This is a genomic window from Rhizobium sp. WSM409, assembly GCF_057653825.1.
Genome location: NZ_CM172794.1, coordinates 3471072 through 3484119 on the forward strand (window position 1 = coordinate 3471072; position 13048 = coordinate 3484119).

The window sequence follows — 13048 nt, forward strand, 5'->3', positions numbered from 1 at the left end:
AATATACATAATAATTTCTTTAGAGTATAAAGAATTTATTCATGATTATGACCTTGGTCACAGACTTCAACCTTGCATTAAAACAAAGCTTTGGCTGTGATTTCTGGAATTCGTCTAACGGAGACGCGGGTGGCGGGAAAAAATCAGGGCATCAACCCAACCGGACCTTGGCGGGATTTCGCCAGGGCTCGACAGGAAAGGCGTCCATTCAATTCGTCACAACCCCGTCTAATCAGCAGAATTCTGAAGCGCGCATTGGACATTATCATTGCGGCAAGTTTCTTATTCTTTCTGTCGCCGCTCCTTCTGTCGGCGGCAGTCATCGTCGCGCTAAGTGATTGGGGCCCTGTTTTCAATTCTCATCGCAAGATCGGTTATAAGGGAAAAGAGTTTGGTTGCCTCAAGTTTCGGACGACAGGATCCGACGCAACGACCGACACGCACGTCACGGTCGTCGGCGATATTTTGAGGCGGTCGAGCCTCGACAAGCTTCCGCAATTGGTCAACGTGTTGCTGGGTCAAATGAGCCTCGTCGGGCCTCGCGCCATTACCAAGGAAGAGCTGCAGCGTTATGGTGAACATGCCTATGCCTACATGGCCGTTCGTCCCGGCCTGACTGGCCATTGGCAAACCAGCGGGCACAACGACGTCAACTATCGGAACGGAATTTCCCTCGACGTTGAATACTTGTCCAAATGGACGCTCGCGCTGGATTTCGTGATCATGGCAAAAACGCTGTCGGCGCTGCTTTCCCGGCACGCCTTGCTACCCAAAGTCGATTCCTAAAGCATGTCGCATAAAACTATGTTGCGGTTTTGCGATAAAGACATACGCAAAACCAGAGACCAAGGCGTGGCAAGCGAATCTAAAAGATCGCGGCGCGCTTTACACCTGACATATAGCGCAACCGAGAATTCTGCCGCCTCGGTCATGTCATTACCCATGAGGACGCTTACCTGTGAGATGGGAGCGCTCAGTAATGGCGTTCCTTTTCCGGCGCTTCTGAATATGCCACAAGGAGAAAGCGAATAGACCCGCCAGATAGCATATCTCCATCAATACAAGCACTTCGACGCAAGAAACGACCGCCTCCGCCAAGGAGGAACCTTTCAGCAGGATCACGCCGCCCAAGGACGTGACCACCAGAAATGCAAAGATTGCAAAGGCCGAGGCGCGAATGGTTGCTCCGGCGGCGATAGAGACGGCAACCACGACGAGCGTGCTCTTCAGCATTATTCTGATCCTCTCTTCACACCTCCTTCAAGTCACCGTCAGCCCTCGATGACATGACAAAACCCAAAGTCGAAACGAAGTCCGATCAAAGTATTTTATCTATTGCGGTTAAAATATTGCTAACTTCAGTCCAGCAAATCGACGGAACAGCGCCGGAGAATATTCGACTATTCATCCAGTGGGGCCGTTCTCCCGATTAAATCCAAGAAATCCTTGGATATTGCCCTCAGAAAGATTTAGCTCTCGGGGGTTTATACGGGAGCCAGCAACGCAGATCCCGGCGTTCTCTCGCCGAACTGAACGTTCATTTGTCGATTCTGAAAAGATGAATTTGGCCATAGGCTTACGCTCGAGCGCATATGAGCTGGCAACGATCGGGCTTACGCTCGTCCGGCAAGCGTGACATCGACGGCATCAGGGTTGCGCAGCAGCCTATGGAAAACTCGGCCGCTACGATCGACCGGATATTTATCTGAGGTGATCGGCACGCAACAACGAAACAAGGCCCGCCGCTATAGCAAGCCCTGCTGATGTCCTTGCCGGTTAAGCACCTGCGATGGAATTGCCGGCATCGAGGCCGGTATCGACAAACCTATTTCGAGACCGCGCCGGCCAGTTGCCGTTTTACGCCGCGTTGGAGACTGAGGTTTTCCAGCCAGGTAACTTGTTTCCTCAATTTCAACGCCGGCTTTTCGATAAATCTCCACGAGAAGGCGGCAAAGCAAGCGGCAACAATGCTGCAGACGATGCCGTTCAACCACCAGTTATGCGCCCAGGGGCCGAGCGCCACGAACGCCTGTTGGATCGGATAGCCATAGAGGAAGACGCCGTAGGAGTAGTCGGCCCCACGCAGGACGCCAAGCTTGCGGGGCGAGGTAAGACCAAGGAAGACCGTGACATACCCCATGGCCGGAATGGCAATGAAGTCCCCAAAGGAGGTGAACCAGTAGGCCCACAATATCATTGCCACAGAGGCGAGGAAAATTCGGATATCCCAAAGAACCTTGTCCTTGTAGAGATAGAAGGTCACCCCCACAAGAAAAGAACAAATGAGCAGATTGCCAGACGCGGTCGTCGGCATAGTAGCCCAATCGCTTTCATGTTTCCAATATCTTGCAATACCGAAGGCTATGATCAAAGCCGGCGTGGCGATAAGGGCAATCACCCGCCGCCTGACCACACCGAGCAGGAAGAGAACGGCGATCACGGCATAGCACTCAAGCTCGAAGGGCACCGTCCAGAGCTGGCCGTTCACCATTGCGGCGTCAGGATTATCCAGGAATACCCCGGGGAGATTGAAGTGAATGTGCCCTGTGACATTCATCAGATATGTAAAGAACTGAGGATCGGTGAAATAGTCACGCAGGTCATACTCAGTGTAGATCGCTCCGAGTATAAAGGCAGCCAACAATACCTCTACCGCGAGAGCGGGGTAGATCCGGATAAATCGATTACCGAGAAAGGAGATCAATGTCTTCGATCGTTCAAGACTGCCGGCCACCAGGAAACCGCTCAGAACAAAGAACATGGGCAGCACTGATTTGATAAAAGGACGGAATGGCGACTCCCAAAGAAACAGGTCATCGCCATAAGTGACGCGGGCCGTGTGTATCCAAAGCACTGAAAAGGCTAACAGTAATCGCATATAGTCGAATCCTGTCGGTCGCCCGTTCGCTAGATCAAGCTTTTCGCCGAGAACCATCTGTGCCCCTTTCAGAAGTATTGACTCGATTTGGAATGGCAAGCCGTTGCCGCAGAGCGGCGGCGGCATCATTGCCGGGTCGGGGCCGCGTGTCAGTGACCACAGGTACATCAGGTAAAAATTGAACGAGAGAGCAGCCCTCTCCCGAAGACGCGTCTCTGACCATCAACCCATGGCCCTGTGCTTCCCGAGGGCCATGCGACGGTCGGAGTTGGAATCCAGGTGATCGGGCGGCGGATTGGATGAGGAGACTATGAAATTTCTGGCCACCCTGTTCTGTATTGTTCTAGCCCTTATCGGATTGGCGCTGATCGGCGGCGGCGCCTGGCTGCTGCGCCTCGGCGGCTCGCCCTATTACGCCATCATCGGGCTTGCCTATCTGGTTGCCGCGCTTCTGCTGTGGCGCCGGAAGACGGCAGGCGGGCTCATCGTCCTGCTGGTCGCCGTTTTCACCCTTCCCTGGGCGCTATGGGAGTCGGGTCTCAATTTCTGGGCGCTGTTTGCCCGCTTGATGTCCCCCATCGCGCTGGCGGGCTTTGCCCTTCTCTTTGCACCATCGCTTTCCCCGGCCGCCAACCGGAAGCTCTTTTATGGCGGCGCCTTGGTGACCGCTCTCATCTTTGTCGCGGGTTTCGGTCTCAGCTTCGTGCCGCATGGGATCATCCGCCCCTCCGCCGACATCACCGCCTATAAAACCGCCAAGGGCGACAACTCTCCCTCCGACTGGCCATCCTATGGCCGCACCACGGCAGGAGATCGTTATTCCCCATTCGATCAGATCAACCGCGGCAATGTTTCCAAGCTCGATCTCGCCTGGACATATCGCACCGGAAAAGGCGATGGCGCCGATCAGAACACGCCTCTGCAGATCGGCGATACGGTCTACACTTGCACGCCGACAGATGTGATCGCAGCGCTCGATGCAGATACCGGCAAACCCCGCTGGGCTTTCGATCCCAAGGCGACGGCGCCTTATTGGCAACGCTGCCGCGGCCTCGGTTACTACAAGATGCCGACGGAAGCCCAGTCCGCCGATGGTCTTTGCAATGAGCGCCTGGTGCAGACGACGATCGATGCCCGTCTCCTGGAGATCGACAGCAGGACCGGCACGCCCTGCAAGGACTTCGGAGTCAATGGCACCGTGCAGCTTTCCCAGGGCATGGGCGAAGTCAAGACGGGCTATTATTTCCAGACATCGGCGCCGCTGATTGCCCGCAACCTGATCGTCGTCGGAGGCTGGGTCACGGACAATCAGGAGGTCGGCGAACCCTCTGGCGTCATTCGTGCGTTCAACGTCGTCACCGGCGAGCTTGAATGGGCATGGGATCTCGGCAACCCGGAGATCACCAAACTCCCGCCGAAGGGCCAGACTTACACGCGGGCCACGCCCAACATGTGGACGACGGCCGCATTCGACGACAAGCTTGGCCTTATCTATGCACCGCTCGGCAATACCACGCCGGATTATTACGGCGTCAATCGCCCTCCCTTCGCCGATCAATACAATGCGACATTGGTGGCACTCGATGTGACGACGGGTCGGGAAAAATGGAAATTCCAGACCGTGCATCACGACATCTGGGACTATGATCTGCCCGCTCAACCGGTCCTGATCGACCTGCCTGACGGCAATGGCGCCACCATGCCTGCTCTGCTGCAGACCACCAAACGCGGGCAGCTTTTTCTCCTCGACCGCCGAACCGGCACGCCGCTTGCCGACGTTCAGGAGAAGCCGGTGCCGCAGCAAGGCGGCGTGCCGGAAGAGAAACTCTCCCCAACGCAGCCCTACTCCGTCGGCATGCCGACAATCGGTGCGGAGCGCGTGACGGAGCAGATGGCCTGGGGCCTGACGATGTTCGATCAGCTGGCATGTCGCATCGCCTTCCGCAAGATGCGCTATGACGGCGACTTCACCCCGATCGGCACGCAATATGCGATCCAGCAGCCGGGAAATCTGGGTGGCCTCAATTGGGGAAGCGTATCGGTCGATCTGCCCAACAACAGGGTCTTCATGAACGATATCCGCGTCCCCAGTCTCTTCGCACTCATCCCACGCGAGGAGTATGTCGACTTTGCCCTCACCACGACCGCGCACGGCCCCTCCGCCCCCCAGCGCGGTACGCCTTACGCCATGGCCACCGAGATGTGGACATCGAGGCTCCGCGTTCCCTGCACGCAACCGCCCTTCGGCACCGTCACTGCAGTGGATCTGAAGACGCGCAAGATCGCGTGGCAGGTTCCTGCCGGTACAGCCGAAGAACTCGGGCCGTTCAAGATCAAAACCAAACTGCCTATGCCGATGGGCCTGCCGAGCTACGCCGGCACGTCTGCGACCGCCGGCGGCGTCGTCTTCTTCGCTGGCTTCCAGGACTATTATATCCGTGCCTATGATGCCGAGAACGGTGCCGAGCTCTGGAGATACCCCCTGCCGGTCGGCTCGAGCGCAACGCCCATGACCTACGTCTCACCGAAAACAGGCAAGCAATATGTCCTGATATCGGTTGGCGGCGCACCCTATTCGAAAGACGTCGGCGACTACGTCCTTGCCTTCTCTCTAAAAGACGGAGCTTAGCCACAGATATCGCATAACGTTCACCGACTATCTTCAAGTCTAAGCAACCGGCCACCGGACCGCTTCTTAGCGAAGGCAATCGGATTTGGCGGCGTTGTCGGTCACACTGTGTTACTTTGATCCGACGAGGAATTGGGACTTACGAACGTGACGCGAAAACTGGCGGCGATCCTGGTCGCAGATGTGGTCGGCTACAGCCGCCTCGCCGGTGCGGACGAGGATCGCATCCTGGCGCGGTTGAGAACGCTGCGCAGCGACCTGGTCGATCCAACAATTGCCGTGCACAATGGCCGGGTCGTCAAGCGAACGGGAGACGGAAGCCTCATCGAGTTTCGCAGCGTCGTCGACGCCGTGCGTTGCGCGATCGAAGTGCAGACCGCCATGGTCGAGCGCAATATCGGCGTGCCGTCAGAGCATCGCATCGAGTTCCGGGTCGGGATCCATCTGGGAGATGTGGTCGAGGAAAACGACGGCGACTTGATGGGCGACGGCGTCAATATCGCCGCGCGGTTGGAAGGAATTGCCAAGCCCGGCGCCATCTGTCTTTCCGAAGATGCCTACCGCCAGGTGAAAGCGCGGCTTGATCTTGCCGTCACCGATCTCGGTAAAATTGAGCTCAAGAATATCGCTGAACCGATGCAGGTCTATTCACTTCAGATCGGAACTCCGGAGCCGAACTCGGCACGACAGGTGCGGCCCGCAATCGAAATGCCGTCGGCTCCGGCCGTTCCCGACAAGCCGTCCATCGCCGTACTGGCGTTCAACAACATGAGCGGCGATGCCGAACAAGAGTATTTTTCCGACGGTATCAGCGAGGACATCATCACCGATCTCTCCAAGCTGTCCGAACTGCACGTCATCGCCCGCAACTCATCCTTCGTCTACAAGAATGTAACGGCCTCCGTGCCTGCCATGGCCAAGGCGCTCGGCGTCCGCTATGTCCTCGAAGGCAGCGTCCGCAAGGCCGGCAACCGAGTGCGTGTCACCGCCCAATTGATCGACGCCAGCAATGGCGGACATATCTGGGCCAGCCGGTTCGATCGCGACCTCACCGACATTTTCGCGGTTCAGGATGAGCTCACGCAGGAGATCGTGGCCGCGCTCAGGCTGAACCTCACGCATGGTGACCAAGACCGATTGGCCCAAGGGCGCGCACTCAATGTCGACGCTTACGAGTTGTTGTTACGTGGCCGCGAGCAGGCGTCGTCCCACACCCGAACCGGAAACAGAGCCGCCCGCAGCCTGGCGGCCGACGCCATTGCCGTCGATCCGCAATATGCGGCCGCCCAGGCCCTCATTTCCTTCACCCACGTGCTCGACTACGTCAACGCCTGGAGCACCGATCCGGAAGGCTCGCTGCGGATCGGGATGGATCTCGCGCAGAAGGCCGTGGAGATGGCCGAGGAACAGCCCAACGGCCGCTTCGCACTGGGCATGGCTTGCATGTGGAACCGGGAACTGGACCGGGCGCAGGCGGAGGTGCAGCAGGGCCTCGCGCTACAGCCCAACTCCGCCGAGCTCCTGTTGCTGATGGCCCATATCCAGATATTCTCCGGCGATCCCGCCGGCGCCCTGGAAACACTCGATGCATCGATGCGGCTCGATCCGCACCATCCGGAAATTCTCTTCCAATTTCGCGCCGATGCGCACTTTTCTCTCGGCGAGTATGAACAAGCGATTGCAGCCATCGAGCAGCGGCTCCAACAAAACTCTCAGTCGGAGACCGCCTACGCCCTGCTTGCCTCATGCTATGGGCACCTCGACCGGCCGGAGGAGAGCCGGCAGGCCTGGGAAAAGGCACTCAGGATCAATCCTGATTTTTCTGTCGAGCGCCGCCGGCGGGTCCTTCCATTTCGAAACCCCGAGGACTTTGACCGCCGCGTGGAAGGACTTCGTAAGGCAGGACTTACCGGTTCAGATCTTGGTCTATGTTGAGGGGAACTGCTGTCGAGCCGATACGGCGAACAGCACATGTTATGGCGGACGCGCGACAAGCCTCAGGTCACGCCCTCTCCACGGGAGCATGTGACCCGCGAACGTGATGCCACTTCGGGCAACTGTAATGGCAACGGCACGGCACCTGCTGTAAGATATCGGTAAGGGATCGGACACCCGGAAAGAGCTGATATGGAGCGCCGCCTTGCAGCAGTCCTGATTGCGGATGTGGTCGGTTATAGCCGCCTGAGCGAGATCGACGAAGAGGGAACGCGTATCCGCTTCCACACCGACCTCCACGAACTCTTCGAACCGAAGATCGCCACGCATCACGGCCGCCTGATTAAGACCATGGGCGACGGGATTCTGGTTGAGTTCCACAGCGTGGTGGATGCTTTGCGCTGCGCCGTCAAAATCCAGCAACAAAAGGCGGAACGCAATGCGGCCCTGCGGCCCGAGCAGCGAATGCTTTTCCGCATCGGCGTCAATCTCGGCGATGTCATCGTCGAAGGAGAGGACATTCATGGAGACGGCGTCAACATAGCGGCGCGCCTGGAGAGCCTTGCCCAGCCCGGCGGGATTTGCATATCCGGCACCGCATTCGATCACACGGTACACAAGGCTGATGTCGGCTTCTCGGCTCTTGGTGAGCAGCGACTGAAGAACATAGCCGATCCCGTTCGCGTCTATCGTGTTCTGTTAGATCCCTCCGAGGCAGGCAAGGTCGTCGCCTCCCGTCGGCCGCGCCGCCGGGCGGTCATCCTAGCCACACTTGCAGCACTGTTGATTGCGGCCACTGCGATTGTCCTCGCATGGCAATGGCCATTTGTGCCCCAACGTCCATCTGTCGCGGTGCTTCCTTTCGCCAATTTGAGTAGCGACGCCGGCCAGGATTATTTCACCGATGGCATTACAGACAGCCTGATTGCCGATCTGACCATGCTTTCGGACCTTGACGTCATCGGTCATAATTCGGTGTTTGCATACAAAGGCAAGCCTCTCGTTTTGGCCGACATCGGACGCGATCTCGGCGTGCGTTTTATCGTTGAGGGCAGCGTGCAACGGATAGGCGATCAAATCCGCGTCAATGCACAGCTGAGCGATGCCGCAAGCGGTGACCACTTGTGGGCTAACCGATTTAATCGCGCCGCGGCAGATGTCATGGCTGTGCAGGATGAGCTCAGCCGGCAGATTGCCGAAGCGCTCGGCCTAAAACTCACTCAATCCGAGGCGGAACGGATTACCCGTCCGCCGACCGCCAATCTCGAGGCATACGACTACTACCTTCGTGCTGAGCAGGCGACGCGCACCGGCCGCCGTTCCCGGCTGCTCGAGGCACTGGCGCTCTTTGACAAGGCGGAGGCGCTCGACCCCGGTTTTGCAGAGGCCTTCGCGGCCGACGCGCATGCGACCGCTTATGTCTGGCGAAGCGCGTACGACGACGTTCTGCAGAGCGCGTTGGCGCGAAAAAGAGCCTACGAGAAGGCAAGCCGCGCGCTGGCTCTCGACCCGGTTCTATCATCGCCATACGCTGTGCTTGCCGTCATGCAAGTCGTCGACCGCCGCTACGAGCAGGCGGTCGCCTCGGCGCAGCAGGCAGTATCGCTTGGGCCTGCCGATGCCGAAGCTCATATGGCGTTGGCATACGTTCAACTGTTCTCCGGAAATCATGCCGAAGCCGGCGCGGCCGTCGAGACGGCGCTCAGGCACGATCCGAACCTCTCCGCCATCAACCGATATACGGCCGGCCTGGTGTTTTATTTGCAGCGCGACTACACGAAGGCCATCGACAGCTTCGAACGCGCGCGCGATGGTTCTCCGGGAAATGGCGATTTCGTTACCCCACTCGCTATGGCCTATGCCCGTGCCGGTCGCCTCGATGACGCTCGTGCAACTGTCGCCGAAGGAATTCGCTTTGTGGCTGGACGCGATTCCCTGGCGGGCTGGCGTATCAGCAATGCCCATTTCCGCAACGAGCAGGATTTGGTGTTTATCCTCGATGCCCTGCGCGAGGCCGGCCTGCCGGAATGGCCGTTCGGTTTCAAGGGCAATGAGCAGGATCGGCTGCACGGTGAAGAAATCGCAAGCACCGTCATCGGTAAACTCCTCCGGGGCAAGACCGAGCCCTCAGGAAGCCCTGCACTCATGCAAATCGAACGCGACGGCAAGGCGGCCTTCCGCTCGGCGACGCAGATGATCACCGGAACGGTTTTCGTCAATGGCGACATGCTTTGCGAGCAGAGTGAAAACGCATTTGGACGAGCCGATTGCGGCCCGGTCTACAGACCTGCAAACTCGCCCGCAGAAACCAGCTATGCTTACGTGAACTCCACCAAGGTCTTCTATTTTTCGCCCGTCAAATAGCCGCGGTCAGTGATACTGATCCCGTTCGAGATCGGCGGCGACCTTCGGCCAGTTGCTGTCGGCTTTCGGCACTGCCTCGGCCACATGAGCGGCAAACCCCTCGGCCGATCCCTTGTCGTAGATTAGGTAAAGCTTGCCGTCGATGATCTTGAACGCTTCCGGATCGACGTTGATCGTCACCGACCCCAGAGCCACCTCGCCCGCGCAGTAACCGCCATACTGAGGCGCATATTTGATCGGCTCGCTGATGAACATTTCGCGGTGTTTGGCATTGGCGAAAAGCCACGGCGTCCCCAGCCATTCGTGGGAGAATTCCTCGGAGCCTTTCACCGCTTTGCCTTCGGTGAAATAGGCGACGGGGTCGTATCCCATGATCGCCACGCCGCCGAAGTAGCCCGTGTTTACCGAGTCGTCGGCGAAAGCCCGCGATCCACCGACAGCTGCCAAAGCCAGAAGGATCACCGCCATAGAATGCCCAATTCCTCGCGCACCGCTTATGGTCCCCGCATACATCTGCGCCTCCTATTCAATCATGAATTTCCATGCACTTCGCGTATTCTTTTTCGCCAATGCGGCTGGCCGGAGGGCAAGGCGCGCCATGCCGCTTGAAAAGCCGCACGATGTCGGTGTTGCCCTTCCAGATCGCTCGCGTGATTGGCGTGTAGCCATGAACCTCCGCATGACCGACGTCAGCCCCCTCAGCGAGAAGAAACGTGGCGAGAGCGACGTGGTTTTCCTCACCGGCGACCATCAGCGGCGTCACACCCGCTTTGTTGGCCGCATCGTCGAGCGTCGCGCCGTGGTGGAGAAGCAGTTTGCTGATCGGCAAGCTGCCGGAAAAGGCCGCGGCATGAAGCGGCGTAAAGCCGCCTGAATTCCGAGCCATGACGTCGGCGCCTTTGCCGATCAGCAATTCAGCTATGGGAAGCTGGGCTCCGAGCGCGGCGTTAATGAGAGGTGTTGCCTGATCGCGTGTCCGGCTGTCGACATCGGCACCGGTAGCCAGAACCTGCTCGACGACGGCGGTGTTGCCGGTGGCAACGGCATCGAACAAGGGGCTCCCCGCAGCGGCCACCGTCGCTGTGAAAATCAACGTCACCGATGCAAGCAGCCCACGCATGGCTCAGCCCCCGAAGGTTGCCAAGGAAAATAGCACAAGCCGCGGGTTTTGGGTAGGCACCGAGGATCGCAGGAGGTTGAATTCCCCTGCATCAAGCTGTCGGCAACGCGCCATCCTGACAGGATGCAAAATCTATCGCGACCACCGGGCTATGATGTCGTCGGTATTTGCCAACGCCTTGCGGACTGCATTGCGCGCCATGTTCGGCCGCTGCAGTCGAATGTTTTTCTCAATATTTTCGTGAAGTTTCAGCGCGTACCGCAAGTTGTCTTCCTCCCGCGTTACATGGGCGAAGAGGTGGTTCAGCGCCGATTCGATCAATACGCCGAGCGGTACCAACAGATCATTTCCCGAGGCGCGCAAGATCGCGATGTGAAATCGCGCATCGGATTCTGTTCGCTGCTGGAGCGATGTCGCCTGATCCATATCGTGCAGGGCCTGACTGATCGCGGTCATCTGCTCGTCAGTTCGGCGCTCCGCAGCAAGCGCAGTCGCTTCCGGCTCGATCATATGCCTGAGTTCTTGCACGGCCCTCAGAAAGGATTCGCGATCAGGAGATGCCGCATACCAGCCCAAGACATCTCGATCCAGCAGGTTCCAACGTTCCTTGGGTTCGACCCAACTGCCGATTTTCGGGCGGGAAGAAAGCAGGCCCTTGGCCATCAGCATTTTGATCGCTTCGCGCACCGCCGATCGGCTGACGTCAAAGACTTCCGACCATTTTGCCTCATTTGGCAGGATTGTGCCCGGCGGATAGTCGCCGCGCACGATTCGCAGACCGATCTCGCCTGCCAAAGACACATGAACACTCGCCCCAGTCATGCGGGGAGAATTTGGGCGCCTTGTGGTGGTCGAGCGGTCAACCATCTCCACCTCGACCGTAGCCGTTGGCTTTCCCGATTTTTTGTCAGGCATTTATTTCTACTGCCTCAGCATTCTTTCGACTGTCTGCACGTATGATCAAAACAATCGTAATAACGAGGAAGTCGCCTGCGATTGACGCCGGCACAAAGCGCGGAATTCAGGGCGCGTCAAGCCCAGCGGATCTCTCGATCCGTCTCGTGGGGCAGTTCGGCGCACCCTTGAACCGGGTGCGCCAAACCGTGAAACCTACTTTTGAATGCAGGTATCGACTGTATCCTTCGTGCACTCATCGAGCCCGGTGAAGACCGGATCTTCAACCGGCTTGCCGGTAATCAGATCCATCATCACCGACGGTGCCTTGTAGCCCATCTCGAATGGCCGCTGGCCGACGAGCGCTGTCACCAGCCCTTCCTTCGCAATGGCGACCTCGTCGCCGATCGTATCGGCGGCACCAATGACGAAATCGTTGCTGGCGATCTTGTCAGCCAGCGGCTTGAACAGGTCGCGATAGGGTTGCGGTGCACCGAACAATGGCCAGCCACCCATAATGCCGAATGCGTCCAAGTCGGGATTGGCCGCGAGGATATCGGTCATTGCCTGAACGCCCTTGGCACCGTCGTCATTGGTGAACACCGGGCAACCGGCGACCTCGGTCCAGCCACCCTCGCCTTTCAGCTCGGTCAAGCCTTTCTGGCCAGTAAGCGTGTCGCGCATTCCTTGTGCGCGGCGTAGAATATTGTCCGCTCCCGGATTGCCTTCGATGGTGCAGATCTTGCCGCCCTTCGGCTTGCCCTTCTTGATGTATTCGCCGATGCGGGCGCCCATCAGATAGTTGTCGGTGCCGAGATAGGTCTTGCGCAACGCTGCATCCTCGGCGGCAAGATCGGCATCGAGCGTCATCACCGGAACCGTCGGATTGGCCGTCTTCAGGGTCTGGGCGATCAGCTTTGCATTTGACGGCGAGATTGCGATTGCAGCCGTGTCCGCCTTGCCCAACATATCCTGAACGATCTGCGCTTCGCCGGCTTCATCGGATGTCGATGCCGGACCGGTGTAGAAGCATTCGTATTCCGCCGTGGGGTTCTCCTTGTTCCATTTCTGGCAACCTTGATTGATTGCTTCGAAGAACGGATTGTCGAGGCCTTTGACGACGATGACAAGTTGCTTCTTGGCCAAGGCCTGCCCGGCGGTCAGTGCTAAAACTGCGGCTGTAAGTAGTAATGCCTTCCTCATAGTTTCCTCCCTTGAAACAGACGGA

10 protein-coding genes are annotated in these 13048 nt (G+C 58.2%); 4 read left to right on the forward strand and 6 right to left on the reverse strand.

The features are described 5' to 3' along the window. The first annotated feature begins 129 nt into the window (after nucleotides 1-129). Nucleotides 130-786 (forward strand): sugar transferase, encoded by a 657-nt coding sequence (locus tag AC25BC_RS17275; protein ID WP_012758774.1) that lies wholly within the window; start codon nucleotides 130-132, stop codon nucleotides 784-786. 150 nt (nucleotides 787-936) lie between these two features. Here AC25BC_RS17275 and AC25BC_RS17280 read toward each other — a convergent pair whose 3' ends face one another. Together AC25BC_RS17280 and AC25BC_RS17285 are read right to left on the reverse strand one after the other, a co-directional pair. Beyond that, nucleotides 937-1233 (reverse strand): hypothetical protein, encoded by a 297-nt coding sequence (locus AC25BC_RS17280; protein ID WP_012758775.1) that lies wholly within the window; start codon nucleotides 1231-1233, stop codon nucleotides 937-939. A gap of 592 nt (nucleotides 1234-1825) precedes the next feature. Then, the gene (locus tag AC25BC_RS17285; protein ID WP_206642358.1) at nucleotides 1826-3046 is read right to left on the reverse strand and encodes an acyltransferase family protein; all 1221 of its coding nucleotides are present in this window, start codon (nucleotides 3044-3046) and stop codon (nucleotides 1826-1828) included. A gap of 142 nt (nucleotides 3047-3188) precedes the next feature. Here AC25BC_RS17285 and AC25BC_RS17290 point away from each other — a divergent pair, with 142 nt between their 5' ends. From AC25BC_RS17290 to AC25BC_RS17300, 3 genes are all read left to right on the forward strand, one after another. After that, a complete protein-coding gene (locus AC25BC_RS17290) occupies nucleotides 3189-5507 on the forward strand; it encodes a membrane-bound PQQ-dependent dehydrogenase, glucose/quinate/shikimate family (RefSeq protein WP_128438274.1) in 2319 nt (772 codons plus the stop codon). A 147-nt stretch (nucleotides 5508-5654) separates the two neighbouring features. Next, nucleotides 5655-7442 carry an adenylate/guanylate cyclase domain-containing protein gene (locus AC25BC_RS17295; RefSeq protein ID WP_017995030.1) on the forward strand — a complete coding sequence of 596 codons (1788 nt, stop codon included), beginning with the start codon at nucleotides 5655-5657 and terminating at the stop codon, nucleotides 7440-7442. Between the two features lie 192 nt (nucleotides 7443-7634). Further along, nucleotides 7635-9806 carry an adenylate/guanylate cyclase domain-containing protein gene (locus tag AC25BC_RS17300; RefSeq protein ID WP_164902983.1) on the forward strand — a complete coding sequence of 724 codons (2172 nt, stop codon included), beginning with the start codon at nucleotides 7635-7637 and terminating at the stop codon, nucleotides 9804-9806. Between the two features lie 6 nt (nucleotides 9807-9812). Here the strand turns inward: AC25BC_RS17300 and AC25BC_RS17305 are convergent, their stop codons facing one another. The 4 genes from AC25BC_RS17305 to AC25BC_RS17320 form a co-directional block, all read right to left on the reverse strand. After that, entirely contained in the window at nucleotides 9813-10319 is a 507-nt protein-coding gene (locus tag AC25BC_RS17305) for a YHS domain-containing (seleno)protein (RefSeq protein ID WP_012758780.1), read from the reverse strand. A 13-nt stretch (nucleotides 10320-10332) separates the two neighbouring features. Further along, the gene (locus tag AC25BC_RS17310; RefSeq protein ID WP_012758781.1) at nucleotides 10333-10926 is read right to left on the reverse strand and encodes an ankyrin repeat domain-containing protein; all 594 of its coding nucleotides are present in this window, start codon (nucleotides 10924-10926) and stop codon (nucleotides 10333-10335) included. A 132-nt stretch (nucleotides 10927-11058) separates the two neighbouring features. Further along, nucleotides 11059-11841: a FadR/GntR family transcriptional regulator gene (locus tag AC25BC_RS17315; RefSeq protein WP_041935569.1), complete on the reverse strand. Its 783-nt coding sequence runs from the start codon at nucleotides 11839-11841 to the stop codon at nucleotides 11059-11061. A gap of 195 nt (nucleotides 11842-12036) precedes the next feature. Next, nucleotides 12037-13023 carry a substrate-binding domain-containing protein gene (locus tag AC25BC_RS17320; protein ID WP_128438276.1) on the reverse strand — a complete coding sequence of 329 codons (987 nt, stop codon included), beginning with the start codon at nucleotides 13021-13023 and terminating at the stop codon, nucleotides 12037-12039. Between the last annotated feature and the right edge of the window lie 25 nt (nucleotides 13024-13048).